This is a genomic window from Hymenobacter cyanobacteriorum (assembly GCF_022631375.1).
Lineage (GTDB): Bacteria > Bacteroidota > Bacteroidia > Cytophagales > Hymenobacteraceae > Hymenobacter > Hymenobacter cyanobacteriorum.
In genome coordinates, this window is sequence record NZ_JALBGC010000003.1 from 145,828 (window position 1) to 171,477 (window position 25,650).

The window sequence follows — 25,650 nt, forward strand, 5'->3', positions numbered from 1 at the left end:
CGGCCCCGGGCTCCTCCCCTTCCCCCAACTATCCCCATGACTACTTCCCTGACGCCAACTTCCGAAGCTTTCGCCCCCCAGTTTCACGCCTCCGACCCCACGCATCTGCATACCCACGAGCTGCCGCTGTGGCCCGACTGCTTCGCGGCGGTGCGGGCCGGCCACAAGCCGTTCGACGTGCGCCGTAACGACGAGGATTTCCAGGTGGGCGACGTGCTGCTGCTGCGCGAATTCAACCCTGATGCCGACAATTACACCGGCCGCACCATCACCCGCTGGGTAAGCTACGTGCTGCAAGGCGGCAACTTCGGCGTGGAAGCCGACTGGTGCGTGCTGGGTTTCAGCAGCCAGCCGCCCATTCCGGCGGGCATGACGGACATCCGGCTCTGGTAACAGAACGGAGCGTTTGGAGTTAAGCCGTTTGTCATCCTGAGCTTGCGAAGGACCTTATCATGTTCGAGTACCACCGTTCAGGCCTGATAAGGTCCTTCGCAAGCTCAGGATGACCAATATTTCCGGTCTAACTTCTCTCTTCATGCCCGTCACTATCCGCGCCACGCGGCTGCGCAAAAGCTTTGGCCCGCACGCCGTAGTGCAGGACGTGTCGTTTGACGTGCCCGCCGGCGAAACGCTGGTGCTGCTGGGCCCCAGCGGCTGCGGCAAAACCACGCTGCTGAAGCTGCTCAACCGCCTGATTGAGCCCGACGGCGGCACGGTCGAAATCAACGGGCGCGATGTGCGCGAGCAGCGGCCCGAAGTGCTGCGGCGCGGCATGGGCTACGTCATTCAGCAAGTGGGGCTGCTGCCGCACTACACCGTGGCCGAGAATATTGCCGTGGTGCCGCGCCTGCTGGGCCAGGCGCCGGCGGCCATTGCGGCGCGCACCGAGGCGCTGCTCACGCGGCTGCACCTGCCGCCTGCCCGCTACGCTGGGCAGCTGCCGGCGCAGCTCTCGGGTGGACAGCAGCAGCGCGTGGGCCTGGCCCGGGCCTTGGCTGCCGACCCGCCCATTATCCTACTCGATGAGCCGTTTGGGGCCCTCGACCCGATTACCCGGGCCAGCATCCGGCGTGAGTTTAGGGAGCTGGAAGAGTTGAAAACCAAAACCGTGGTGCTCGTAACGCACGACGTGACCGAGGCCTTCGAGCTGGCCGACCGCATTATGCTACTCGATGGCGGCCAGATTCAGCAGCTGGGCACGCCGCGCGAGCTGCTGTTTCGGCCCGCCAACGACTTTGTGCGCCGGTTCTTCGCGGCCGAGCGGCTGGCTTTGCAGTTGCGCACCCTCACGCTGGGCGACGTTTTTCAGGATACTACAACTGATGCTTCGGCAGTTTCTTTCGCCGCCAATGCCACCGTGCACGAGGCCTTGGAAACCTTAACTGCGGCCGAAGCTTCGGCCACGCCCTTCACCGTAGCCGAGTTGATGGCCGCTTTCGGGGAAGCCCTGCAACGAGAGGAGGCCGCATGGAAACGCTAACGGCGCTGTTCACTTTCTGGCGCGAGCAGGCGGGCAAGCTGGGCGAGCAAACCGTGCAGCACATTGGCCTCACGGCGGGTTCGCTGCTGCTGGGCGTGCTGCTGGGCGTGCCGCTGGGGTTGTTTCTGGCGCGGCGGCCGCGCTGGGCCCCGGCGGTGCTGGGCGTGGCCGGCGTGCTGCAAACCGTGCCGAGCATCGCCCTGCTGGGCTTCCTGATTCCGCTGCTGGGTATCGGGCCGAAGCCGGCCATTTTCGCGCTGTTTCTGTATTCGCTGCTGCCCATTATCCGCAACACGTTTGAGGGAATCCGGGGCGTGCCACCGGCCGTGGTGGAGGCCGCCCGCGGCCTGGGCCTGACCGACGGGCAGGTGCTGCGCCGGGTGCAGCTGCCGCTGGCGCTGCCGGTGCTCATGGCTGGCATCCGCACGGCTACGGTGATAAACGTGGGCGTGGCCACGCTGGCGGCCTACGTGGCGGCGGGCGGGCTGGGCGAGTTCATTTTCGGCGGCATCGCGCTCAACAACCCGGTGATGATACTGGCCGGGGCCCTGCCCGCCGCCGGCCTGGCGCTGGCCTTCGATGCCCTGCTGGGCGGCGTGCAAAAGCTGAGCACCCGGCGGCTGGGCCAAGCGGGTGCGGCGCTGCTGGTGGCACTGCCACTGCTGGGTGGGCTGTACCTTCTGCCGCGGGCGACGGGCAAGCTGCTGGCCGGCTTCAGCCCCGAGTTCGTGGGGCGGGCCGACGGGCTACCGGGCCTCACCAAAAGCTACGGCCTAACACACCTGCCGAGCGTGGTGCTGGCCCCAGCGCTGGTGTACGAGGCTGCCCGCCACGCCGACGTGGACGTGATTGATGGGTACAGCACCGACGGTCGCATCCGGGCCTACGGCCTGCGCGTGCTGCGCGACGACCGCCGGGTGTTTCCGCCCTACTTCGCCGTGCCGGTGGTACGCCCCGCCATACTCCGCGCGCACCCCGAGCTGGGGCCGGTGCTGGCGAAGCTCGATAACCAGATTGCCGACTCGGTAATGACCGATTTGAACTACCGGGCCGATTATTTACACCAAGACCCGAAGGTCATTGCCGAAGCGTTTCTGCGGCGGCGCGGGCTGTGGGCGGCCCCGCGCCCGGCCGTGGCCGGCGCGCCGGTGGTGAAGCTGGGCTCGAAGATTTTCGCCGAGCAATACATTCTGGCCGAGATGTACGCGGCCCTGATTCGGGGCAATACCGACCTGGCGGTGGAAACCAAAACCGGCCTGGGCGGCACCACCATCTGCTTCGAGGCACTACGCAGCGGGGCAATTGATATGTACCCGGAGTACACGGGCACGGGGCTGCTGGTGCTGCTGCAGCCGCGCCCGGCCGTGGTCGACTCGCTGGGCGGGCGGCCGGCGGCGGTGCTGGGCTACGTGCGGGCCGAGTTCCGGCGGCGCTTCGGGCTGGAGTGGCTGGCGCCTTTGGGTTTTAACAACACCTATGCGTTGCTAATGCGCGGGCAGCAGGCGCGGGCGCTGGGTATTCGGAGCGTATCGGATTTGGGCGGGTACCTACGGCAATAATTATTTTCGTTTGTCATCCTGAGCGCAGCGAAGGACCTTATCAACGCTGCGCAATTAGCAGTAAAGCCAAAAGCTGCGAGCGTGATACGGTCCTGCGCTGCGCTCAGGATGACAGAATTGGCTGCGCTACTTTCGCCCCATGATTCTTGCCACTGCCACGCCTGCTGATGCGGCCCGCCTCGCCCACCACGTAAACGCTGCCTACCGCGGCGAAACCGCCCGTCAGGGCTGGACCACCGAAGCCGACCTGCTCGACGGCCAGCGCATCGACGAAGCCGGCGTGGCCGAGATGCTGGCGCTGCCCGGCACAGCCATGCTGCTGGCCCAGAACGACGCCGGCGAACTGCTCGGCAGTTTCTACGCCCAGCTGAAAGGCGACGTAGTGTACCTCGGCATGCTGGCCGTGACGCCCAGCCAGCAAACCCAGGGTGTGGGCCGCTTCCTGCTCGAAGCCGCCGAAAACTACGGCCGCCGGCACGGCTGCACCCTCAGCCGGATGACGGTTATTTCCGTTCGCACCGAGCTGATTGCCTACTACGAGCGGCGCGGCTACCACCTCACCGGCGCCACCGAGCCTTTCCCGACCGACCCGCGCTTCGGCATTCCGAAGCAGCCGCTGGTGCTGTGGGTGCTGGAGAAGGCGCTGTAGGGGCGGGGCCTGCCCCCGCCCATCGCTCGCACCGTTGCAACGATTCCGTTCAACGACGGGCGGGGGCAGGCCCCGCCCCTACCGCCTAATCCCGGTAATTCAGCGCGGGCTTGCGGTTGCCGAGCAGCGGCTTGTAGATGTAGCTGCCCACCTGCTGCTTCAACTCGGCCTGAGATTTAGCGCGCAACTCGGCATCGCTGAACAAGTCGATGCCGGTAAGGGCCATGGTTTTGGCGGCGACCATGAGGCCCTTGCTGCCGATTTCCTGGCCGCTGCAGGCCACGGCCTGCCAGCTGTGGGCGGGCGTGCCGGGCACCCAGGTGGAGGCCATCAGGCCCACGGTGGGCACCACGTAGCTCACGTCGCCCACATCGGAGCTGCCGCCCAGGTCGCGCAGGATGTAGGGCGAAACTTCGGCGGCCTGGGCCACGGGCGGCGCAGGAGCGCCCAGCGAGGCCTGGATTTTCTGGCCGAAAGCCGCTTCCTCTGGTGTGTAACTCACGCCGCCCACCTGTTCGAGGTTGCGCTGCAGGGCGTGGGCCAGGGTTTCGTTCACGAGCAAGTCGTGGGTACCGCCGATGATTTCGTAGTCCATGGTGGTGCCGGTGCCCAGGGCCGCGCCCTCCGCGGCCTTCACCACGCGGGCGAACACGGCTTCAACCTCGGCGCGGTTGGGGTGGCGCACGTAGTAGTACACCTCAGCGAAGTCGGGCACCACGTTGGGGGCTTTGCCGCCGCCCGTGATGACGTAGTGAATGCGGGTTTCCTGGGGCACGTGCTCGCGCATCATGTTCACCATGTTGTCCATGGCTTCCACGCCGTCTAGGGCACTGCGGCCGCGCTCGGGCGCGCCGGCCGCGTGCGCGGCAATGCCGTAGAAACGGAATTTGGCCGAGGTGTTGGCGATGTACTTACCCACCATGGTGGCGTTCACGTTGGCCGGGTGCCAGTGCAGCACGGCATCCACGCCGTTGAACAGGCCGGCGCGCACCAGGTACACCTTGCCGCTGCCGCCCTCCTCGGCCGGGCAGCCATACACTTTGATGGTGCCGTGCAGCTTGCCTTCCCTCAGCAGCTTTTTCAGCTCGATGCCCGCGGCCACGCTGGCCGTGCCGAAGAGGTTGTGGCCGCAGCCGTGGCCGGCATCCTGGCCGGCAATGGGCGTTTTCTCGGCCACGGCCTGCTGGGCCAGGCCGGGCAGCGCATCGTACTCGGCCAAAATGCCAATAACCGGTTGCCCGCTGCCGTAGGTGGCCACGAAAGCCGTGGGAATGTCGGCCACGCCGGCCTGCACCGTGAAGCCGTTTTTGCGCAGCGTTTCCTGTAGCAGGGCCGAGCTTTTGGTTTCCTTGTAGCCTACTTCGGCGAAGCCCCAGATGCGCTGGGCCACCTGCCGGTATTCGGCATAATGCGCCTGCAAATCCTGCAGGGCTTCGGTTTTGAGAGTTTCGGGGGAAAGCGGAGCCGGGCGGAAGGCCAGCAGCAGGCCGGCGCTGAACAGGCCAAGGGCAACAGTTTTTTTCATCGGAAAGCCGGAAGGACAGGCCCAATCGCAGGGCTGGTGCTCCCGAAAGTACAGCCACGTTCGCAATTGCGGACGTGGCTGCCGCTGGCCACCGCTTCGCCAGGATTGCGGTAGCTGACTGGCCGTATCTTGGTACTCCTGAATTCCTCCTTTTTTCTACTATGAAAAAACATGTACTGCTTCCACTGCTTTTTTCCGGTTTCGGCGCAAATCACCCTGCGCAGGCACAGGGGGCACTGATAAACCTCATCGGGGCCGGCATCAACTTGGCAACCCTCCCCAAAAGGCCGGTGGCCGCAGCTGCAGCGGCGCCGGTTGCAACGGTGCAATCGGCAGCCCAGGTAGCCACCGATTTTCAGAAGCTCCAGCTCCAACGGACGGCGGCGGGGCAGCTGCCCCCGCACGGCGCCGAAGCCATTGCGGCCCTCGAAACCCAGCTGGAGCGCTGCCACGCGGCGCTGCTGGCCGACTCGACGAGCGTGGTCTGCCCGCCGGCCCAGCGCGTGGCCCTGCAGCAGGCGGCCGTGCAGCTGGCGCAAACCAACCCGACCTGGAACACATTGCCTTATCAGCGCGAAGCTTCTTTTTACCTCAACGAAGATGCCCGGCGGCAGCTGGTTAGCGCCGGGGTACGCGTCGCGCTGCCAGCATCGGCCAGTGCTAAAAAAACACCCGTTGCCCCGCCGCCCGCGCCGGTAGCGCCCGTGGCTACGGCCGCCGAGGTTGCCACCCGGTTTCGGGGATTGAAGCTGCAACGCACCGCTGCCGCACAACTCCCTGCGCGCGGAGCCGAACCAATCACGGCCCTCGAAACCGAACTGGAGCGCTGCCACCAAGCCTACCTGGCCGACTCGACCGGTGTTATCTGCCCGCCGGCGCAGCGCACGGCTCTGCAACAGGCGGCGGCCCGGCTGGCGCAAACCACCCCCGGCTGGAACGCATTGCCCTACCAGCGCGAAGCCGCATTTTACCTCGATGAGGACACGCGCCGCCACCTGGTGAGCACTGGCGCGCCGGTGGGCAAGCGGGTGCCACCGCCCGCGCCGGTGCGCCCGCCCGCGCCGGTGCCGCTGGCCACGCCCGCCTGGGTACCCGCCACGTTTCGGCAGCTGAAGCGGCAGCGCACGCCCGACGAGCAGCTGCCCAAGCGCGGTGCCGAGCAGGTTAAGGCGCTCGAAGCGGAACTGGAACGCTGCCATGCCGCGCTGGTGACCGATTCGACGGGCGTGGTTTGCCCCCCGGCCCAGCGCACGGCCCTGCAGCAGGCGGCCGTGCGGGTAGCGCAGGCCAACCCCAGCTGGAGCCTCGAGCCTTACCAGCGCGAAACCGCGTTCTACCTCGCTGAAGATATTCGCCGGCAGCAGGCTGCAAAGTCGGCAAAGTAAGCGGCCCGCTCACCCCGGTTTGCCCAAGGCTGCTTTCAAAGAAAGCCGATATCGTGTTCGCTATCGGAACCACTATGGCGGCTTCTTCACGCAAACGCGCTGTTTATTCGACGGTGAGGCGAGGCGAACGGTGGCCGCTGCGCCACAAGGGCCACCCCAGCGCACCGGCCCTGAACACAACGGGGACCGACGTACCTGGGCTACTACTCGCCGGGCGGGCGGTGGTTTAGCGCATTACTTCTACCCATCCGCGGTACGCGGTGCCGGTGCGGGGCTGCACCAAACGGTAGAAATAGAGGCCGGCGGCCGCATCCGCCCCCCACTCGGCGCGGTAGTCATCGGAACGAAATACCTCGCGGCCCCAGCGGTTGTACACGACCAGCGCCCAGGGCCCGGGCGGCAGGCCAGTGGGGGCAAAATGGTCGTTTTGCCGGTCGTGGTTGGGGGTAATTACGTTGGGAATGAGGGTGCAGGTGCGGTAGGCCACGCGCCGGCTGGCAGCCTGAGCCCCGCAAGCAGCGGTTACCAGCAGGGTGTAGGTGCCAGCCTCGCGCACCCGAAGCGTGGGGCCTGTCGAACCGTCCGACCACTGATAGGCCAAGCCCGGGCCGGCCGGGCCGCGCAGCAGCAGCTCGCTGCCGTCGCACAGGGTAGTGTCGGCCCCCAGCCGGAAAGCCGGTATGGCGGCCAGCGCCGCCACTACGTGCGAGGAGCTGGCCTGCTGCCCGCCGGCAAACGTGACCGTGACCGTGTAGGTGCCCGGCGGCGCCCCGCTAATGCTGGCCGTGGTGGCGCCCGTGTTCCACTGGTAGCTTATGGGCAGCGGCGCGGCCACGGCCGTAAGGGTGGCGCCCTGGCCGGCGCAGAGCCCGGTGGGCCCGTCGATGCGAACCGTGCCGGGCAGGCTGCCGGCTTCGGTACCCACCTTCACCACCCAGAAATCGCAGGCGCCCCGGTTGGGCTGGGTTTTGTCGGCATCGGCCGGCGAGTAGGAGTAGCCGCCCAGCAGGTAGCTGCCATCGGCGGTAGCCAACAGCAAGAGACAGGCATCGGTGGCCGAGCCCCCGTAGGTGCGGTCCCACTGCTTCTGGCCAGTGGCCGAGAGCCTCACCAGCCAGTAGTCGGCGCCGCCGCGGCTGGGTTCAGTTTTTTCGCCGTCGCTTCCCGAGTACGACACGCCGGCCACGGCGTAGCCACCATCGGGGGTTTGCTGCACGCTGTGGGCCTGGTCGGTGTTGGTGCCGCCCAGGGTGCGGTCCCATTGCCGCATGCCCTGGTCATCAATTTTCACCAGCCAAAAATCATGGGCACCGCTGCCCGGGTGGGCGGGCTCCGATTTCTCGCCCGACACCGGCGAGGTGGAGTAGCCCGCCAGCGCGTAGCCGCCGTCGGCGGTGGGGGCCAGGCTCGTCAGCACATCGGCCCCGGTGCCGCCGTAGGCGCGGTCCCATTGCAGGGCGCCGGCGGCGGTCAGCTTCACCGCCCAGAAATCGGTACTGCCCCGGCTGGCGGCGGTGCGGTCGGCGCCGGGCCCCGCGGCCGACCAGCCCCCCAGCAGGCAGCTACCGTCGGGGGCCACGGCCAGCTGGCGCAGCTCGTCGTTGGCCGGGCTGCCCAGGGTGCGGTCCCACTGCTTCTGGCCGGTGGCCGAGAGCTTCACCACCCAATAATCGAAGGTGGTGGCGGGGCCGCGGTTGGGTTCGGTTTTATCGCCGGAGACATCGGAATACGAACAGCCGCCCACCAGGCAGCCGCCGTCGGGCGTAGGCTGCACGGTGGTGGCCACGTCTTCGCGCGCGCCGCCCAGGGTGGCGTCCCACTGCCGGGTGCCGGTGGCATCGAGGCGCACCACCCAAAAGTCGCGGCCGCCCCGGGCCGGCTGGCTTTTCTGGCCCGACACGCCCGACGCCGACCAGCCGGCCAGCACGTAACCGCCGCCGGGCATCGCGCACATGCTCAGCAGCTCTTCTTCGTCGGTGCCGCCCAGGGTGCGGTCCCACTGCCGGGTGCCCTGGGCATCGAGCTTCACCACCCAGAAGTCGCTGCGGCCTTGCGGAGGCTGGGTTTTGTCGCCGGAAGCATCGGAGCTGCTGGAGCCGCCCAGCAGGTAGCCGCCATCGGGGGTAGCGCAGCCACCAAAGAGGTTATCGACCGAATTGCCGCCGAAGGCGCGGTCCCAGCGCTTTACGGGCACCTGGGCCGTCGCGGCCAGGCCGGCTAGCAGCAGCACAGCCAGCAACAGCCAGCGCCCGCCACCCGGCAGGCAGTAACGAGAGCGGCACCACATCGGCATCGGCAGGCTTGGGCAAGTAGAAAAGAGCTTCGAAGATACGCCGGCACCACTACCGACCAACCGCCGGGGCCAGGCGGCGCAGGGGGCTATCGGGCCGCAGGTAGGGCTGAATTTCGGCGAAAGAAAAGGCCGCCGCAAAGGCGTCGGTGTACATTTTGGAGACGAAGCTGTTCATGGCCTCGTACTGCACCGGGAAGGCCAGCCGCACCGAATCGTCGAGCAGGTAGCTGCCGTTGTAGGCCTCGAAAGTGGCGCGCGTGTACTGCTGCGCGCGCAGGCCGGCTACATCTTCCTCCATCAGAACGCCGCCGTCGCCGGTTTCCGCTTTGTTTTCATCGATGTAACGCCGGAGCTGTGCCTGCAGGCGGCGGTTGGCTTCGGCCACCAGCGCAGGCACTTGGCGCGGGTCAATCTCATTCTCAATGGCCAGGCCCTCGCCGGTGCGCAGGTCAAATACGCTGTGGCTCACGCCCGGGGTCACGCTGGCGCCCACCATTTCGCTGTGTAGCATGATGCTGAGCAGGCAGTTGTCGGCGTATTCGGCGGTCAGCATTTGGGTGCCGGGGTCGCCGCCGTCTTCGGCCACCAGCCGGCGCAACTGCACGCGCAGGAGCTGGGTAATGGCCGCGTCGGGCACGGTGATGGTGGGCTCGCCAGAGTCGGCGTTGGCAACGCGTACGCGGCAGCCGGCCACGGGCGGCGGGGTGTAGGCGCGCAGCGCCACGGCCAGCTGGCGCGGCCGGGCGGGCGGCAGCGTGCGCCAGGTGCCGGCCAGCGAACCATCGGGCGCGGGCACGAGCAGGAATTCGGCGGTGGGCCGGTCGGGGTGGGCCTTGCTGGCAAATTCGCGCAGCCGCAGCTGGCCGGTGGGCAGGCGCTGGCCCAGCAGCGCCAGGCCGGCCCCGTGAGTGCCGTAGTAATAGTCGCCATACACGGCGGTATCGACGGGCAGCAGGCACAGGTGCACGGCCAGCTTGTTGCCCAGTGTGCCGGCATAATAAGTCTGCAAACCGGCTTTTTCAGGCTTGGCGGCGGTAGCTGCCGGCGCGGCGGGTGCCGTTGCCGGCCCGGCCGCCGCGGGCGTTTTCTCCGGAGCCGAGGGGCTGGAGCAGGCGGCCAGCAGCGCCCAGCCGCTCAGGACGCTGAACCAGCTTAACTGATGAATACGATGCCGCGACTGACTGCCCGCTTGAAATCCTACGCTCATACTGTACTGAAATTGAGCCGCAAAATAGGCGGCTTTAACGCGCCAGCTTCTCGGCCCTGAATAAGTCGTCGGCGGCTTGCAGCAGCTTGGCGCGCAGCGGCGGGTTGTAGTCGGGGTGCGCGGCCAGAAAGGCCCGCACCGTGGCCGCGGCCGTGGGTGCCTGGTAGCTGCCCAGCGTGGCCTGCAGCCACGAATACGGGAAGAAAATGTCGCCAGTGAGCTGGATTTCCTGGAGCAAATCGAGGCTGGCCGGCAGGTATTTTTCCGACGTGGCCTGGCGCAGCGGGTGGTGCAGGTAGCCCAGCGCGGCCGTCACCCAGGCTTCTTTGGCACGTCCGGCTTTGGTGCGCAGGCTTTCGAAAAAGGCATCACGGGTGGCCACGTCGGGCGCCAGCGCGGGCATGAGGTATTGCAGGCGCTGGCGGCGGTCGTCGTTGGTGATGCGGGCCAGCTGGGCGGGCAAAATGGGCGCGGGGGCGGCGTAGTCGCGCACGGCCAGCGCCAGGGCTAGGGCGGTGTAGTCGTCCTCGGTCAGCTTCACGCCGACGGGGGCTTTTTGCGTTTGCCAGATGTTGTACAGGCGGGTTTGCGCCGCTGGTGTGAGGGCCACGGACTGATAGGTTTTGAACAGCTGCTTTTTGGCGTTGGGCGCGGCGGTTTTTTGCAGCGCGGCCCACAGGTCGGCTTCCAGCCCCGGCCCCACGGCCCGGCGCTGGGCCGGCGTGAGGAACTGCCAGAAAATGGCGCTGGCCTGGCCCGTGAGCAGCTTCAGGTTCAGCTCCTCGGTTTCGCGGGTGAGGGCCTGGCGGTAGGCATCGAGCAGCTCCCGCGGCTTGACGACCTCGCCGCGGAGCATGTTTTCGTAGAGGTTGACGTAGCTGGCGGCGCGGGCCACCGGGTTTTTCAGCTGCGTGATGGTGGCGGGCAAATCTGCCGCGGCCGGAAATACGCCGTAGCCCAGCCCCGTGGAATTGAATACGATGCGCTTGGGCAGAAACGGAATGCGGATGCCCTTCTCCCGGTCTTCCATCTTCACGCTCAACTGCTGCTGCTCGCCGCTGGCCGATTCAATCAGCACCTCGAATTCCTGGGGCCAGAGGCGGTCGGAGCCATCCTCGGCAGTTTGCGTCATATACAGGCCGTAGCGCTGGTCGTGGCCGCCGCTGATGCGGTAGGTGAAGACCGGGCGGCCGGGCTGGTTCACCCACACCTGGTTCCAGGCCTGCAGGTCAGTGGGCGTGCGGGCGTCGAGGATTTCGATGAGGTCGGGCCAGGTAGCGTTGCCGTGGGCGTATTTCCGGAGGTACTCGCGCAGGCCGTCGCGGAAGGCTTCGGGGCCCATCAGGCGCTCCAATTGGCGCATCATAATGGGCGCTTTGTGGTAGATGATGTTGCCGTAGAGCGAGCCCGCATCCTGTAGATTGGCCAGCGGCTGGCGGATGGGGTTGGCCCCGGCCGTGCGGTCAATGCCGTAGGCCGCGGGATAGTGGTCGACAACGAATTTGAGGTCGTAGTTCGAGTTTTTGACAGCCACCTGCGTCACCTTATCGGCCATGAAATTGGCGAACACCTCCTTCATCCACACGTCGTTGAACCAGCGCATCGTCACGAGGTCGCCGAACCACATGTGGGCCGTTTCGTGGGCCACCAGGCTACTGCGGGCCAGCACCTGGTCCTGGGTCGCGCCCTCATCCAGAAACAGGCTGCTAGCCTTGTAGTCGATGGCCCCAACGTGCTCCATGCCGCCGTACTGGAAATCGGGAATGGCCGTGAAATCAAACTTCTGAAACGGATAAGGCAGGCCAGTGTATTGCTCCATGAAGCTGAGCGCATCGGCGTGCAGCCGGAAGGTGGGCCCGAGGCTGCTTTGCAGCTTGGCAGGGTCGGTTTCGCGGTGCAGCAGCGTCATGGGTCGGCCGTTTTCGGTGCGGCTCACCCGTGAAAACTTGCCCGCCGCGAACGAAAACAGGTAGGTACTGATGCTGTCGGAAGTGGCGAAGTAGTAAGTCTTTATCCCGGGCAACAAACCGTCACGAACTTGGATAGCTGAATCGCGCACCGGCGCGTTGGCCACGGCCTGCCAAGCCTTTGGCAGGGTCAGTGTCAGCGTGAACGTGGCCTTCAAATCGGGCTGGTCGAATACGGGCAGCACGGTGCGGGCGCGGTCGGGCACGAGCAGCGTATAGAGGTAATCGGCGTTGCGGTTGAGCGACAGCTCGCCGGCCCGCAGGTCGATTTTCAGCACGTTGTGGCCCAGCAGCAGCGCGGCGGCGGGCAGCACGAGGTGCTCGTCGTGGTGGTCGATGGCCAGCGGCTGGCCGTTGAGCGTGAGGCGGTGCAGGTAGTCGGTGGGCGCTTTGAAGTCGAACTGCACCGGGTGGCGGTTGTCTTTCAGATTGAACGAAACCTGCTCGACGGCCTCGATTGGCTCGGTTTTCAGCGCCGGAATATTCAGGCTGAAGTTGTAGGCTACGCTGCTGATGTTAGCCCGCCGCGCCCGGGCCAGCACTTCGGATACGCCCGGCGTGATGGGCGGGTCGGGTTCGACGGCCGCGGCAGGGCGCAGGGAAGTCGTTACGGGCGTGTTGAAAAGCGGCGCGCGGTGGCAGGCCGCCGCCAGCAGCCCGAGCAGAACCGCGCCGGCCCTGCCATATTTACGAAAGCGAAAATTCATTGGAATGAGCCAGTGCTGAGCGCTTCAAAAGTAACCGCTGCCCCGTGAGTGTTGCCCCGCCCCTACCTGCGCTGCCGCCCGTACGGCTGTTTCCGCTGGGCGACGCGGCCGTGGTGCTGGAATTTGGCAGCGCCATCAGCCCGGCCACGCACGCGGCCATTGCGGCGTTCAGCGCCCGGCTGGCGGCGCGGCCGTTTGTGGGCCTGCGCGAGGCAGTGCCGGCCTTCACCACCCTCACCGTGTACTACGACCCGTGGCGAGCGAGCGAGCACGGCCGGCACCCGGAACCCTACGAGCGGGTAGCCACCCAGTTGCAGCTGCTGCTGGCCGAAACACCGGCAACAGCGGCAACGGCAGCAGCACAAGTCGTGGAAATCCCGGTTTGCTACGGCGGCGCGTTTGGGCCCGATTTGGCTTTTGTGGCGCAGCACAGCGGGCTGAGTCTAGAGGAAGTTATTGCCCTGCACACCGCCCCCGAATACCTCGTCCACATGATTGGCTTCGCGCCCGGTTTTCCTTACCTCGGCGGGCTCGATGCGCGGCTGGCCACGCCGCGCCGGCCGCAGCCGCGCCCGCTGGTGGCAGCCGGCGCGGTGGGCATTGCGGGGCCGCAAACGGGCATCTACTCGCTGCCCACGCCGGGCGGCTGGCAGCTGATTGGCCGCACGCCGCTCCGGCTTTTCAATCCGGAATGGGCTGCGCCCAGCCGGCTGCGGGCCGGGCAGCGGCTGCGGCTTGTGGCGATTTCGGAAGAGGAATTTGAACAGCAGCCACAGCCATGAGTCTGCGTATTCTTCGTCCCGGCCTGCTCACCACTGTGCAGGACCTCGGCCGCTTCGGCTACCAGCAGGACGGCATCATCGTGAGCGGCGCGATGGATGCGCAGGCCCTGCGCGTGGCCAACCTGCTGGTAGGCAACCCCGAAACTGCCGCCGGCCTCGAAATCACCCTGCTCGGCCCCCGCATCCGCTTCGAAGCCGACCACTTCATGGCCCTCACCGGCGCGCACCTCTCCCCCACCCTCAACGGCCAGCCGGTAGCCGACAACCGCGCCGTGTGGGTGGCGGCGGGCACCGAGCTGGCTTTCGGGCCGGCGGTGGCGGGGTGCCGGTCCTACCTGGCCGTGGCGGGCGGCGTGGCCGTGCCGCTGGTATTAGGCAGCCGCAGCACTTACCTGCGCGCCAGTTTCGGCGGGCACGAGGGCCGGGCGCTGCGGGCCGGCGACGTGCTGCCGGTGGGTAAACCGTCGACGATTGGCTCAGGGCTGATGCAATTGCTTGAGCAGCCTAAAGCAGCCTGGACAGCGGCCAGCTTCACCCCCGGCCCGGCGCTATGCCCGCGCCCACCGTACCGCCCTGTGCTGCGTGCCGTGCGCGGGCCGGAGTACGGGCAGTTTTCAGCCGAAAGCCAGCAGGCTTTCTGGCAGGAGCCGTTCACCATCACGCCCGCGGCCGACCGCATGGGCTACCGCCTAAGCGGCCCACCGCTGATGCGGCACGAAGAAGCCGAGCTGCTGTCGAGCGCCGTCACGTTTGGCACGGTGCAGGTGCCGGCCGGCGGGCAGCCCATCGTGCTGGGGGCCGACCACCAGACCACCGGCGGCTACCCGCGCCTGGCCCTGGTTATTTCCGTGGATTGGCCGGCGCTGGCGCAGGCCGCGCCGGGGCAGCAGCTACGGTTTCGGGAAGTGTCGGTGCGCGAGGCGCAGGCGCTGGTTGCGGCGCGGGAGCAAGCGGTGGCGGGGTTGCGACGGGGAATGGAAACGGTTTTCGGCAGGTAATACAGTACGGTCATGCTGAGCGCAGCCGAAGCATCTCTACCGCGCCAGCAAATAAGTTACTATTGCGGTAGAGATGCTTCGGCTGCGCTCAGCATGACCGTTTTTTCTTTTCTCCTCTTCTTCCTCCACATGCCTCAAACCGTCGACCTGAACTGCGACATGGGCGAAAGCTTCGGCGCCTGGACGCTCGGCAACGACGCCGCGCTCATGCCCTTCATTACCTCGGCCAACGTGGCCTGCGGCTTCCACGCCGGCGACCCGGCCGTGATGCGCGCCACCGTGCGCGCCGCCCTGGCGCACGGCGTGGCCATCGGCGCCCACCCGGGGCTGCCCGATTTGGCGGGCTTCGGCCGGCGCAACCTGGATATCTCGGCCGCAGAGGCTTTTGATATGACGGTGTACCAATTGGGAGCTTTGCAGGCCGTGGCAAAAGCCGAGGGTGGCCGCCTGCACCACCTCAAGCCCCACGGCGCACTCTACAACATGGCCGCTACCAACGCCGCATTGGCCCAAGCCATTGCCGAAGCCGTGTACAAGGTGCAGCCCGAACTGGTGCTCTACGGCCTGGCCGGCTCCGAGCTCACCCAGGCCGGCGAGAAAATTGGCCTGCGCACCGCCCACGAAGTGTTTGCCGACCGCACCTACCAGGCCAACGGCACCCTGACTCCGCGCCGCCAGCCCGATGCCCTCATCAGCAGCGCCGATGCCGCCATTGCGCAGGTGCTGCGCATGGTGCAGCACGGCACGGTGCGCAGCCAGCAAGGCTCGGACGTGGCCATTCGGGCCGATACCGTGTGCCTGCACGGCGACGGCGCGCACGCGCTGGAGTTTGCCCAGCGACTGAACCACGAGTTGCGCGCCGCTGGGGTGGAGTTGCAAGCGGGCCACCCAGTTCCCACAAAATGAAACCATTACCAAAAACCCGCTGGTGGGGCGGGGCCACGCTGGGCGCGGCGTTCCTGATGGCCAATTCGTCCATCGGCCCGGGCTTTCTCACGCAAACCACGGTGTTCACCCAGCAGCTGCTCACCAGCTTCGGGTTCGTCATTCTGGTGTCGGTAGTCCTCGATATCGGCGCGCAGCTCAACACCTGGCGCATCCTCACGGTGAGCGAGTTGCGGGCGCAGGATTTGGCCAATCGGCTGCTGCCGGGGCTGGGCTATTTCCTGGCCGGCATGGTCATTCTGGGCGGGTTTGCCTTCAACATCGGCAACATTGCCGGCTGCGGGCTGGGGCTGAATGTGCTCACCGGCCTCAGCTATGAAAAGGGCGCTATGCTGAGCTGCGGCGTGGCGCTGCTGCTGTTCTGGGTGCGCGAAGTTGGGAAGATGCTCGACGGCTTCACCAAGGTGCTCGGCACCGTTAAGATTCTGCTCACGCTGGGCATTGCCTACAGCGCACATCCGCCGCTGTTGCAGGCGCTGCACCACACATTGCTGCCGGTTAAAATCAGCGCCGCCGCCATCGTCACCATCGTGGGCGGCACTGTCGGCGGCTACATCACGTTTTCGGGCGCGCACCGGCTGCTCGATGCGGGCATTAAGGGCATAGAAAGCCAGGCCGAGGTGACGCGCAGCGCCGTGAGCGGCATTGTCATTTCCACGATTATGCGGTTTGCGCTGTTCCTGGCCATTGTGGGCGTGCTGAGCCAGGGCGCGGTTTTGCCGGCCGACAACCCGGCGGCGGGTGTGTTTCGGGTGGCAGCGGGCGAGTGGGGCTTCCGGGTGTTTGGGGTGATTTTGTGGAGCGCGGCCATCTCGTCGGTGGTGGGCGCGGCCTACACGTCGGTGTCGTTTTTCAAAACCTTCCACCCCGTTTTCGCGCGCTACGAGCGGGCCTGCATCTCCGTCTTCATCGTGCTGTCGACACTGGTTTTCGTGCTCATCGGCAAGCCCACGCAGCTGCTGGTGTTTGCCGGGGCCATTAACGGGCTGATTCTGCCCATCGCGCTGGGCATTGTGCTGGTGGCCGCCACCACGCCCCGCCTCATGCGCGGCTACCGCCACCCGCGCTGGATGCTCGCCGCCGGCTGGGTAGTAGTGGCTGTGATGGGCGCGCTGGCCGTGCCCGTGCTGGTAGACCTGCTGTAGCGTGGACGCTGCGAGTCGGCGCCGGAAGCGGGCGTACTTGTCTGCTCAGGCAACAACGCTTTCGGCGAGTGCAGCCAAGGCATTTCGCCGAACTCATGTATCTTGAGCCCGATTGCATAACCCTTTCATTTTACCCATCTTACCTGCATGAAACAAGTGCTGCTCTTGTTGCTGCTCGGCTCCGCTTCTACCGCCCAGGCTCAGCTCATCAATCTGATTTCGACCGGCGTGCGGGTGGGCACTTCGGCGGCGATGGCCAGCCGCTCGTCGGCCGGTGCCCGCAACTACGTGGAGACGGCCGACCCGCGCGCCAACACCACCGACGTGAACGTGACGCCCGCCACGTATCGGGGCCAGGCCTACCCGCTAAAGCGCACCGCGCCGGGCAAGCTAAAAACGCCCGGCGGCGAACAGATTGCCTTGCAGGAAGCCGAGCTGCAGAAGTGCCAGGAGGCCATGCTCGCCGATTCGAGCGCCGCCATTGGCACGCCCGACACCTGGGCCCGCCTCAGAACCTCGCAGGCCACCATCGCCCGCGAGCGCCCCACCTGGAACGTACAGCCCTACCGCGACGAAGCCGCTTTCTACGAGGCCGAAGCGGCGCGCCGCCAGCACCGCACGACGCCCACCGCGCCAGCTACGGCTCCTACCGCCGCGCCAGCGGTGCCAGCCGCTCTGCCAGCCATCCCGCCGGCCGCCGGCCATTGATTCCTTTTGAGTGAAAATGCCATGATTACCGCTACGCCCACTCCCCCCGCCGACCCCGGCCTCACCAGCCCCGACCTGGCGCCCGTGCCGCCGGCCGAGCGCACCTGGGGCACCGGCAACTACGCCGCGCTCTGGATTAGCATGAGCCTGTGCATCCCGACCTACATGCTGGCCAGCTCGCTCATCGAGGGCGGCATGAACTGGTGGCAGGCGCTGCTCACCATCTTCCTGGGCAACAGCATCGTGCTGGTGCCCATGCTGCTGAATGGCCGGGCCGGCGCGCAGTACGGCATCCCGTTCCCGGTGTTTGCGCGGGCCAGCTTTGGGGTGCGCGGAGCGCAGGTGCCGGCGCTGCTGCGGGCCATTATCGCCTGCGGCTGGTTTGGCATTCAAACCTGGATTGGCGGCTACGCCCTGTACCAGATGGCCGTGCTGTGGGTGCCGGGGCTGGCTACGCTGCCGGCCATTTTCCCGGCCAGCTGGGGGCTGGCCACGGGGCCGGCCATTCTGTTCGTGCTGTTTTGGGCCTTGAATATGTACGTGGTGCACAAGGGTGTCGACAGCATTCGGAAGCTGCTGGTATTCAAGGCGTTTTTCCTGCCGGTGGCGGCGCTGGCGCTGCTGTGGTGGGCCATTTCGGCCGGTAATGGGCTGGGGCCGATTCTGGCGCAGCCGAGCAAATTCACTTCCAGCGCACAGTTCTGGGCGTTTTTCTTTCCTTCGCTCACGGGCATGGTGGGCTTCTGGGCCACGCTTTCGCTCAATATCCCGGATTTCACGCGCTACGCCACCAGCCAGCGCGCCCAGCAAATGGGCCAGGCCATCGGGCTGCCTACTTCGATGACCATGTTCTCGTTTGTGGGCGTGGTCGTGACCTCGGCCACGCTCGTCATCTACGGCAAAACCATCTGGGACCCGGTGGTGCTGGCCGGGCGCTTCGACAGCAAGCTGCTGGTGAGCGCCGCCATGCTAGCCGTGGCCCTGAGCACGCTGGCCACCAACATCGCGGCCAACATTGTGAGCCCGGCCAACGACTTCGCCAACTTCTCGCCCGAGCGCATCAGCTTCAAAACCGGCGGCTATATCACCGGCGTTATCGGCCTGCTCATCTTCCCCTGGAAGCTGATTGCCGACCCCTCGGGCTACATTTTTACCTGGCTGGTGGGCTACTCGGGGCTGCTCGGGCCCATCGGCGGCATCATGATTGTGGATTACTACGTCATCCGCCAGCAGCGCCTCAGCCTGCCCGAGCTGTACCAGTACACCGGCCGCTACGCCTACCGCGGCGGCATCAACCACGCGGCCATGCTGGCGCTGGTGGTGGGCGTGCTGCCCAACGTGCCGGGCTTTTTCACGGCCATTGGGGTGCTGCCGAAAGACGCGGTGTGGCCGGCGCTGGTGGGCCTGTATAATTACGCGTGGTTTGTGGGTTTCGCCGTGTCGGGCCTGGTGTATTGGATGATGATGCGCGGGCAGGCAACCGAGCCGGTCGCAGCGGCATCTAGAGAGTCGGTGGCGGCTCCGGCGGCAGCCTAGCGCCTGTCATCCTGAATTTACCCAGGATGACCGACGGCTTTTTCTTTCCCCTTTCCCAACTTCCTTTCCTCATGGTTTCTGTCACGCAACAAGGCGACGATATTCTGTTCACGGTGCAGGGCCTGCACAAGGTCTGGGCCTTCAAAAGCTCGCTCACCATTCCGCGCGCCCACATTGCCGGCGCCCGCCAGGATGCCGCCGCCGCCCGCGACCTGAGCGGTATTCGGGCCCTGGGCACCGCCGTGCCGTGGGTGATTAAGGCCGGCACGTTTTACCTGAACAGCCAGACCGGCCTGAAACCCACATTTGTGGACGTGGTGCACCCCGAACAAACCGTTGTTATCGACCTGCACGACGAGGATTACCAGCAGCTCATCATCGAGGTAGAGGACCCGGCCGCCGTGCTGGCGCTGCTGGAGCAGCCGCAGTAACAATACTTCCGGCAGCACCGGGCGGCCACCAGTCCGGCGTTCTTACCGGGTTGCTTTTGCCAGCCGGTCCAGCTCGTCGAGGTCGGCCGCGCCTTGGGCGGTCGACACCCATTGCCAGGGCTGGCGGGAGTTGGCAGCGTCGAGCCTGAGGTAGTTGAGCTGGCCGGTATTTGGCACTACCAGCAGGCAGGGGCTGGCCGCTGGCAGGCCCGTGAGGCACATGCGCAGGGGCTTGCCGAAGCGCGTCCACGGTATTTCCAGGTACTTGCCGGGGCTCAGCACGCCGGCCTCGCGGCCCTCGGCTATCACCACCACGCCGCCTGCCCGGGCAGCGCCGGCCGGCTGGGCGGGCGGCATCTGGTACACGTACACATAGGCCGTATCGGGGCGCAGGGCGGTGTGCTGGCCGGGAAATGGCCCGATGGCTCCGGTGCGCAGGTCGAGGCCGTAGGCCATGGGCTCGGCGGTGTGGTCGGGCATGCCGCCGGACGTGGCCCCGGCAATGGCTCCGCCGACGAGCCCGCCCATGGCTCCGGCCCGCGCCTGGCGCTCCGACTGAATGGCCATGTACACCACATCCATCGGCGCTTCGCCCACGAAAGTGAACTGGCTGCCCTGGCGCATAAGCGGGTAAAACTGCTTTTCGTAGCGCACGAAGGCCTGTTGCCCATCCGAAAAGCCCCACAGGCCGTCGGGCACCACGCGGTGCAGCACGGCATTGGAAGCCAGCGGGCGCACCCGCGCCACTTGCCGCCACTGCATTTCCGCCAGCCGGCTCTGGTAGTGCCGCCGGATGGTATCAATTTCAATGGTGCTGGTGGTGTCGGGCTGGTTGGCCAGAAACTGGTCGAGGCGGAAGTAGAGGCCGCGGCGCGGGGCTTCGCGCAGAATGGCCGGCCCGCGCTTGCCGCCGGCCCCCAGGGGCGCGGGCCGGTCGGCGGGCAGCGCGGCCAGGGCGCGGGCGGGCTGGCGGGCAACCTCGGCCCAATTGGCCAGGCTTAGCTGGCGGAGGCAATCGCTGAGGAGTTGGGTAAGGTGGCCGGCGTGGCGGCCGGTGGTTTCGTGGCCGTAGGAACTGGCAAAGCTGCCCACGCTGCGCACGAAATGGTAGCCGGTGGGCAGGTGCTCGTACACGTCGGCGCTGAGGTCGGCGGTGGCCTGCTGCTTGTTGCCGCCCATGGTTTCGCCGATGTGCAGGCTGCGCACGCACAGCACAATGGTGTGGCTGCTGGCCGGCCGCATGGGCAGCGCCTGTTGCAGGAAGGTGGTCAGTTCGGTTTCCACTCCCTGCCGGAAGCCCACGGCCGCCGACTTGCCCCCCAGCCCCCGGTACACGATGCCGATGGGCGGCTGCCCGGCACGGCCATCCACCACCTTTTCCACGGCCCAGGTATTGTCGGGAATATCCAAGACCTGGAAGCTCAGGTCGAGGTAGTAGGTTTGGGCGCGGGCGGCCAGGCTGGCCCCGGCCAGCAGCAGCGCAAGTAGAACTGATTTCACGGAAAGGAAGGAAATTGCAGCCTCAAGAATAGGCAGGATTTCGCGGACTGGCAATGCGGTGGTAGCGGCTAGCGCTTCGCCGGGGCGGGCTTGACCTCCACGCTGATGGCGCTTTCGTAGAGCGGCCAGCAGTTTTCGGCGGGTGGGGTCCAGTAGCCTTCTGTAGTCACCATGTTTTTCCAGGTCCAAGTTTGGCACTGCTCGTAAGTGCAGGGTGCCTTCAGTACCATGCCTGTAGGCGAGTAGTTAGGTAATTCGTCAGGGCAGGGGTAAAATTTATCGCTACTGGTAACTTCTTCTAGGCTAAGGTAAAAACCGTTGGCAGGCACTGGAATTTCAAAGCTGCTGATATCGTAGGTAACCAGCCTAGGCGGACGTGTTGGATTACGAAAAAGGCACAGCATAACGTTTTCGGTCAGGATGTTTCCACGCGGCTCCTGGGTCACCGCATCAACCGCAAACACGCGTAGTCGAAACTGACTGCATATGCTTCCCATCCTGGCTTCGTCGAATGTAATGGTTCGCAAATAGCCCGCCGCCTGCTTGCCGGGATTTGCGATATAGAATGACTGGAATCCTTTGCTGGGCCAATTCCCGAACAAGCATTGCGAAGCATAAGGATTCACCCGGTTCGAATCAGCCAGCGGCCCACAAGCAGCCGGCGCAAAACGAAAGCTGTTCCGATGCAGCAGCAGCACTATTTCGGCCGATTTATCCGATTCAATAAGTACCTGCCCCTCGTAATAGGTTGTTTTCACAGCCGCATAAATGGCACCCCTGGGCCTCCAATTCAGCTGCGACACAAAATGCCCCAGACTATCAGTTAGGGCTTCACCACCGTAGTCGCATCCACTTTCACTGATGAGCCGCACCAGTACTGCTGCAATTGGCCGCCGGCTCACCGAATCGAAAATATGGCCAGAAAAGCGCAAGGCTTTGCTGGATTGCTGGTGTAGCGTTGCTGAGGCGCAGGCTGCCATACTCATAAAGCTTAGCACCACAACAACCAAAAAACGGGCAGACTTCATCAGGCGGAAATTCAAGGCGTTCCCAAAGTAAAGCCGCACACCACCAACACCCCACCCACTTTTTTTCGGATGCCGGGCCGCCGTGTGCGTATGCAGTTTCTGACCGTTCGCCTGCTTCCCGCTATGCCCAATAATTCCCCCACCGATTTCTCCGGTTTCGTGCGCGTGCGCGGGGCCCGCGAGCACAACCTCAAAAACGTCGACGTCGACATTCCGCGCGATGCGCTGGTGGTGTTCACCGGCGTGTCGGGCTCGGGCAAAAGCAGCCTGGCGTTCGGCACGCTCTACGCCGAAGCCCAGCGGCGCTACCTTGAGTCGGTGTCGCCGTATGCGCGGCGGCTGTTTCACCAGATGGCCGTGCCCGAGGTGACGGCAATTGAGGGCCTGCCGCCGGCCGTGGCCCTGCAGCAGCAGCGCGGCGCGCCGAGCACCCGCTCGTCGGTGGGCTCGGTCACGACGCTTTCCAACCTCGTGCGGATGCTGTACTCGCGGGCCGGCGACTACCCGTCCGGGCAGGGCATCATCTACGCCGAAGCCTTTTCGCCCAACACCGCCGAGGGCGCCTGCCCCACCTGCCACGGCCTGGGCCGCGTGTACGAGGTAACCGAAGCCAGCATGGTGCCCGACCCCACGCTCACCATCCGCGAGCGGGCCATTGCGGCCTGGCCCCAGGCCTGGGGCGGCCAGAACCAGCGCGACATCCTGGTGAGCATGGGCTTCGACGTGGACACGCCCTGGCAAGACTTGCCCCAGAAGGACCGCGACTGGATTTTGTTCACCGAGGAACAGCCCGTGCTGCCCGTGTACCCCGGCTACTCGCCCGAGCAGACGCAGCGCGCCATCAAGCGCCGCGAGCCGCCCAACTACATGGGCACCTTCACGGGTGTGAAAAAGTACGTGCTGCACACCTTCGCCACCACCCAAAGCGCGCTGATGAAGAAGCGCGTGGCCCAGTACATGCTGGGCTCCGACTGCCCCACCTGCCACGGCAAGCGCCTGCGGGTGGAGTCGCTATCGGTAAAGTTTGCCGGGCTCGATATTGCCGAAATGTCGCGCCTGCCACTGAAGCGGCTGGCGGCCCTGCTGGCCCCGTTTGCCGAGGGCAAAGCGGGGAAGCAGCAGCACGACAAGGAACACCCGGAGCAGGCCATCGTGGCCCGGCGCATTGCCGAAGATTTGGCCGCCCGCCTCACGGTGCTGCTCGATTTGGGGCTGGGCTATTTGTCGCTGGAGCGCGGCACTCCTACCCTCTCGCCCGGCGAGCTGCAGCGCCTACGGCTGGCCACTCAGCTCTATTCCAACCTCTTTGGCGTGGTGTACGTGCTCGATGAGCCCAGCGCCGGACTGCACCCGGCCGATACCGAAGCGCTGTTGAAGGCGTTGGCCGGCCTGAAAAGCGCAGGCAACTCGCTGTTCGTAGTGGAGCACGATTTGGACGTAATCCGCCAGGCCGACTGGCTGGTGGACGTGGGCCCGGCGGCCGGCGAGAAGGGCGGCGAAATCCTCTACAGCGGCCCGCCCGAAGGTCTGAAAGCTGTGGCCGCCTCACAGACGCGCCAGTTTCTGTTCGATACTTCTGCGCTGCCCGACGTGCCGCCCCGCACGCCCACCGGCTGGCTGAAGCTGGCCGGCGTGACGCGCAACAACCTTGAAAACCTGGCCGTGGACTTCCCGCTGGGCGTGTTCACCACGGTTACGGGCGTGTCGGGCTCGGGCAAATCTAGCCTCGTGAGCCAGGTGCTGGTGGAGCTGGTGGCCGAAAGCCTGGGCCAAACCATCGAAGCCGAAGAAGAGGAAACCGACCCGCTGGCCGCGCCCGCGCCAGCCACGCTGGGCGGCCAGATTACGGCCGGCCTGGACAAAATCAAGCGCCTGGTGCGCGTCGACCAGAAGCCCATTGGCCGCACGCCGCGCTCTAATATGGCCACCTACACCGGCCTGTTCGACCACGTGCGCAAGCTGTTCGCTGCCACGCCCGAGGCCCGCAAGCGCCGCTACGATGCCGGCCGCTTCTCTTTCAACGTGGCCAAGGGGCGCTGCGAAAACTGCTCGGGCGAAGGCTTCGTGATGGTGGAGCTGCTGTTTCTGCCCAGCGTGTACGCGCCCTGCCCGGTGTGCCACGGCGCGCGCTACAACGCCAAAACGCTCGAAGTGCAGTACCGCGGCCGCAACATCGCCGAAGTGCTGGGCCTGACCGTGGACGACGCCTGGGAGTTCTTCGCCGACGAGCCCGCCATCTTCCGCGCCCTCACGGTGCTGCGCGAAGTGGGCCTGGGCTACCTGCGCCTCGGCCAGCCCGCCACCGAACTTTCGGGCGGCGAGGCCCAGCGCATCAAGCTCGCCACCGAGCTGCAGCGCATCGGCCGCGGCAACACGCTCTACGTGCTCGACGAGCCCACCACCGGCCTCCATCCTTCCGACACCGAGAAGCTTATGCTCCAGCTCGAAGGCCTGGTGGAAGCCGGCAATACGGTCATCGTGGTGGAGCACGAGATGCGCGTGGTAGCCGGTTCCGATTGGGTAATTGACATCGGCCCCGGCGCGGGCGAGGACGGTGGGCGCGTAGTAGCCGCCGGCCCGCCGCGCGAGGTAGCCAAGGCGAAGGAAAGCCGCACTGCGCCGTATTTGCGGGCGTTTTTACAGCAATAGGCAGTTTATAGTCTCGCCGTTTAAGCAACAAAAAGAACGTCCTGCTGAACTGTTTCGACCAGCTCAGCAGGACGTTCTTTTTGTTTGGCTACTTCGGTCCGAAAACCTTAGCTGTCCTGCGTCTGGCCGCCGCGCAAGTCGGTGCCGGTTGCAAAATCAATCAGGTCGCGGTTGAACTTGTCTTTCTCGGTGATGAACAGGCCGTGCGGCGCGCCATCGTACACGATGTAGGTGGCGTGGGGCAGATGCTGACGCATGCGGTCGGCGCTGTTCTTGATGGGCACGGTTTTGTCGTCGGCCCCGTGAATGACCAGCGCGGGCACCCGAATGCTGGCCAGGTCCGGGCGGAAATCGGTTTCGGCGAAAGAGTGGCCGCAGGCTACCGTGGCCTGGTGCGAGCCGAGCGACGCCATGCCAAACGACCAGTCGAGCACGGCTTGGCTCACGGGCTTGCTCAGCGCACCTTCGCCGTAAAACTGTTTGCCGAAGGTTTGCAGGAAATCAAACCGGTCTTTGGCGATGTTCTCCTGAATATCGTCGAACGTCGACTTGTCCACGCCATCGGGATTGTCGTCGGTTTTCAGCAGGTAGGGCGTCACGGCCGATACGAATGCCACCCGGGCTATCCGGGCACCGCCGTGGCGGCTCATGTAGCGGGCCACTTCGCCGCCGCCCATCGAGAAGCCCACCAGCGTCACGTCCTGCAGGTTCAGCGTATCAAGCACGGCCTTCAGGTCGTCGGCCAGCGTGTCGTAATCGTAGCCCTCAAAGGGTTTGGAGGAATTGCCGAAGCCGCGGCGGGTGTAGGCCACCACGCGCAGGCCGTGCTTGGGCAGCTCACCTAGCTGGTAGGTCCAGGCCTCGTGGCTTTGGGGCCAGCCGTGAATGAGCACCACCACGGCACCCTTGCCCTGGTCGGTATAATGCAGCTTGATGTCCTCGCCATTGGCGTCCTGGCCGGCTTTGATATAACTCATAAAAAAGAGGGAAAAGGTGAAAGAATAAAGTACCCCAGCATAACGCAGGAGGCGAAAAGGCAGTTATTGTCGAGCTTAAAACTCAGCACACTAGCCGCTTTTTAAGCTCATCTCTAGGCAAGGCTAAGAGGCTTCTTGCCCACCGCCTGATGCTTTCCTGGCCATCTCTCATCAAGTAG

The 25,650-nt window shown here is 65.7% G+C and carries 20 protein-coding genes; 13 read left to right on the top strand and 7 right to left on the bottom strand.

Annotated features, from left to right (window positions below; all coding sequences use genetic code 11):
- The first annotated feature begins 36 nt into the window (after window positions 1-36).
- From MON38_RS10390 to MON38_RS10405, 4 genes are all read left to right on the top strand, one after another.
- Window positions 37-393 carry an ASCH/PUA domain-containing protein gene (locus MON38_RS10390; RefSeq protein ID WP_241936103.1) on the top strand — a complete coding sequence of 119 codons (357 nt, stop codon included), beginning with the start codon at window positions 37-39 and terminating at the stop codon, window positions 391-393.
- Window positions 394-535: 142 nt separating this feature from the next.
- Window positions 536-1,480, top strand: a complete 945-nt coding sequence (locus MON38_RS10395; protein WP_338423765.1) for an ABC transporter ATP-binding protein — start codon at window positions 536-538, stop codon at window positions 1,478-1,480.
- Window positions 1,468-3,039: an ABC transporter permease/substrate-binding protein gene (locus tag MON38_RS10400; protein ID WP_241936104.1), complete on the top strand. Its 1,572-nt coding sequence runs from the start codon at window positions 1,468-1,470 to the stop codon at window positions 3,037-3,039. The genes MON38_RS10395 and MON38_RS10400 overlap by 13 nt, the downstream gene beginning before the upstream one ends.
- Before the next feature lie 139 nt (window positions 3,040-3,178).
- Window positions 3,179-3,688 carry a GNAT family N-acetyltransferase gene (locus MON38_RS10405; RefSeq protein ID WP_241936105.1) on the top strand — a complete coding sequence of 170 codons (510 nt, stop codon included), beginning with the start codon at window positions 3,179-3,181 and terminating at the stop codon, window positions 3,686-3,688.
- Window positions 3,689-3,773: 85 nt separating this feature from the next.
- Here MON38_RS10405 and MON38_RS10410 read toward each other — a convergent pair whose 3' ends face one another.
- A complete protein-coding gene (locus MON38_RS10410; RefSeq protein WP_241936106.1) occupies window positions 3,774-5,213 on the bottom strand; it encodes an amidohydrolase in 1,440 nt (479 codons plus the stop codon).
- A gap of 161 nt (window positions 5,214-5,374) precedes the next feature.
- Here MON38_RS10410 and MON38_RS10415 point away from each other — a divergent pair, with 161 nt between their 5' ends.
- On the top strand, window positions 5,375-6,598 hold the full coding sequence (locus MON38_RS10415; RefSeq protein WP_241936107.1) for a hypothetical protein: 1,224 nt from the start codon (window positions 5,375-5,377) through the stop codon (window positions 6,596-6,598).
- Window positions 6,599-6,824: 226 nt separating this feature from the next.
- Here the strand turns inward: MON38_RS10415 and MON38_RS10420 are convergent, their stop codons facing one another.
- From MON38_RS10420 to MON38_RS10430, 3 genes are read right to left on the bottom strand one after another with little or no spacing between them, the layout of a single operon-like run.
- Window positions 6,825-8,885: a T9SS type B sorting domain-containing protein gene (locus MON38_RS10420; protein WP_241936108.1), complete on the bottom strand. Its 2,061-nt coding sequence runs from the start codon at window positions 8,883-8,885 to the stop codon at window positions 6,825-6,827.
- A 55-nt stretch (window positions 8,886-8,940) separates the two neighbouring features.
- Window positions 8,941-10,098 carry a hypothetical protein gene (locus tag MON38_RS10425; protein WP_241936109.1) on the bottom strand — a complete coding sequence of 386 codons (1,158 nt, stop codon included), beginning with the start codon at window positions 10,096-10,098 and terminating at the stop codon, window positions 8,941-8,943.
- Between the two features lie 34 nt (window positions 10,099-10,132).
- A complete protein-coding gene (locus MON38_RS10430) occupies window positions 10,133-12,772 on the bottom strand; it encodes a M1 family aminopeptidase (protein WP_241936110.1) in 2,640 nt (879 codons plus the stop codon).
- Window positions 12,773-12,816: 44 nt separating this feature from the next.
- Between MON38_RS10430 and pxpB the strand changes: the two genes are divergently transcribed.
- From pxpB to MON38_RS10465, 7 genes are all read left to right on the top strand, one after another.
- The gene (gene pxpB / locus MON38_RS10435) at window positions 12,817-13,554 is read left to right on the top strand and encodes a 5-oxoprolinase subunit PxpB (RefSeq protein WP_241936111.1); all 738 of its coding nucleotides are present in this window, start codon (window positions 12,817-12,819) and stop codon (window positions 13,552-13,554) included.
- Window positions 13,551-14,552 (top strand): 5-oxoprolinase subunit C family protein, encoded by a 1,002-nt coding sequence (locus MON38_RS10440; protein ID WP_241936112.1) that lies wholly within the window; start codon window positions 13,551-13,553, stop codon window positions 14,550-14,552. The genes pxpB and MON38_RS10440 overlap by 4 nt, the downstream gene beginning before the upstream one ends.
- 129 nt (window positions 14,553-14,681) lie before the next feature.
- On the top strand, window positions 14,682-15,458 hold the full coding sequence (locus MON38_RS10445) for a LamB/YcsF family protein (RefSeq protein WP_241936113.1): 777 nt from the start codon (window positions 14,682-14,684) through the stop codon (window positions 15,456-15,458).
- A complete protein-coding gene (locus tag MON38_RS10450) occupies window positions 15,455-16,642 on the top strand; it encodes an NRAMP family divalent metal transporter (protein WP_241936114.1) in 1,188 nt (395 codons plus the stop codon). Before MON38_RS10445 ends, MON38_RS10450 begins: the two co-directional genes overlap by 4 nt.
- Window positions 16,643-16,789: 147 nt before the next feature.
- Window positions 16,790-17,350, top strand: a complete 561-nt coding sequence (locus tag MON38_RS10455) for a hypothetical protein (RefSeq protein ID WP_241936115.1) — start codon at window positions 16,790-16,792, stop codon at window positions 17,348-17,350.
- Between the two features lie 21 nt (window positions 17,351-17,371).
- Window positions 17,372-18,886, top strand: coding sequence for an NCS1 family nucleobase:cation symporter-1 (locus MON38_RS10460; protein ID WP_241936116.1), 1,515 nt, complete (start codon window positions 17,372-17,374; stop codon window positions 18,884-18,886).
- Between the two features lie 71 nt (window positions 18,887-18,957).
- A complete protein-coding gene (locus MON38_RS10465) occupies window positions 18,958-19,317 on the top strand; it encodes a hypothetical protein (protein ID WP_241936117.1) in 360 nt (119 codons plus the stop codon).
- 42 nt (window positions 19,318-19,359) lie between these two features.
- Here the strand turns inward: MON38_RS10465 and MON38_RS10470 are convergent, their stop codons facing one another.
- Both MON38_RS10470 and MON38_RS10475 read right to left on the bottom strand, forming a co-directional pair.
- Window positions 19,360-20,817, bottom strand: coding sequence for a hypothetical protein (locus tag MON38_RS10470; RefSeq protein WP_241936118.1), 1,458 nt, complete (start codon window positions 20,815-20,817; stop codon window positions 19,360-19,362).
- Between the two features lie 68 nt (window positions 20,818-20,885).
- Complete coding sequence (locus tag MON38_RS10475; RefSeq protein ID WP_241936119.1) at window positions 20,886-21,860, bottom strand: hypothetical protein; 975 nt, start codon at window positions 21,858-21,860, stop codon at window positions 20,886-20,888.
- A 108-nt stretch (window positions 21,861-21,968) separates the two neighbouring features.
- On the opposite strand from MON38_RS10475, the gene uvrA reads away from it, so the two are divergent.
- On the top strand, window positions 21,969-24,494 hold the full coding sequence (gene uvrA, locus MON38_RS10480; RefSeq protein ID WP_241936120.1) for an excinuclease ABC subunit UvrA: 2,526 nt from the start codon (window positions 21,969-21,971) through the stop codon (window positions 24,492-24,494).
- A 107-nt stretch (window positions 24,495-24,601) separates the two neighbouring features.
- Here the strand turns inward: uvrA and MON38_RS10485 are convergent, their stop codons facing one another.
- Window positions 24,602-25,471 (bottom strand): alpha/beta fold hydrolase, encoded by an 870-nt coding sequence (locus tag MON38_RS10485; RefSeq protein WP_241936121.1) that lies wholly within the window; start codon window positions 25,469-25,471, stop codon window positions 24,602-24,604.
- Between the last annotated feature and the right edge of the window lie 179 nt (window positions 25,472-25,650).

Coding starts and splice junctions, on each gene's coding strand:
- MON38_RS10395 (WP_338423765.1), top strand. CDS start 536: ATGCCCGTCACTATCCGCGCCACGCGGCTGCGCAAAAGCTTTGGCCCG.
- MON38_RS10440 (WP_241936112.1), top strand. CDS start 13,551: ATGAGTCTGCGTATTCTTCGTCCCGGCCTGCTCACCACTGTGCAGGAC.
- MON38_RS10460 (WP_241936116.1), top strand. CDS start 17,372: ATGATTACCGCTACGCCCACTCCCCCCGCCGACCCCGGCCTCACCAGC.
- MON38_RS10420 (WP_241936108.1), bottom strand. CDS start 8,885: ATGTGGTGCCGCTCTCGTTACTGCCTGCCGGGTGGCGGGCGCTGGCTG.
- MON38_RS10445 (WP_241936113.1), top strand. CDS start 14,682: ATGCCTCAAACCGTCGACCTGAACTGCGACATGGGCGAAAGCTTCGGC.
- MON38_RS10405 (WP_241936105.1), top strand. CDS start 3,179: ATGATTCTTGCCACTGCCACGCCTGCTGATGCGGCCCGCCTCGCCCAC.
- MON38_RS10455 (WP_241936115.1), top strand. CDS start 16,790: ATGAAACAAGTGCTGCTCTTGTTGCTGCTCGGCTCCGCTTCTACCGCC.
- MON38_RS10415 (WP_241936107.1), top strand. CDS start 5,375: ATGAAAAAACATGTACTGCTTCCACTGCTTTTTTCCGGTTTCGGCGCA.
- MON38_RS10485 (WP_241936121.1), bottom strand. CDS start 25,471: ATGAGTTATATCAAAGCCGGCCAGGACGCCAATGGCGAGGACATCAAG.
- MON38_RS10390 (WP_241936103.1), top strand. CDS start 37: ATGACTACTTCCCTGACGCCAACTTCCGAAGCTTTCGCCCCCCAGTTT.
- MON38_RS10425 (WP_241936109.1), bottom strand. CDS start 10,098: ATGAGCGTAGGATTTCAAGCGGGCAGTCAGTCGCGGCATCGTATTCAT.
- MON38_RS10465 (WP_241936117.1), top strand. CDS start 18,958: ATGGTTTCTGTCACGCAACAAGGCGACGATATTCTGTTCACGGTGCAG.
- MON38_RS10450 (WP_241936114.1), top strand. CDS start 15,455: ATGAAACCATTACCAAAAACCCGCTGGTGGGGCGGGGCCACGCTGGGC.
- MON38_RS10400 (WP_241936104.1), top strand. CDS start 1,468: ATGGAAACGCTAACGGCGCTGTTCACTTTCTGGCGCGAGCAGGCGGGC.
- MON38_RS10410 (WP_241936106.1), bottom strand. CDS start 5,213: ATGAAAAAAACTGTTGCCCTTGGCCTGTTCAGCGCCGGCCTGCTGCTG.
- MON38_RS10430 (WP_241936110.1), bottom strand. CDS start 12,772: ATGAATTTTCGCTTTCGTAAATATGGCAGGGCCGGCGCGGTTCTGCTC.
- uvrA (WP_241936120.1), top strand. CDS start 21,969: ATGCCCAATAATTCCCCCACCGATTTCTCCGGTTTCGTGCGCGTGCGC.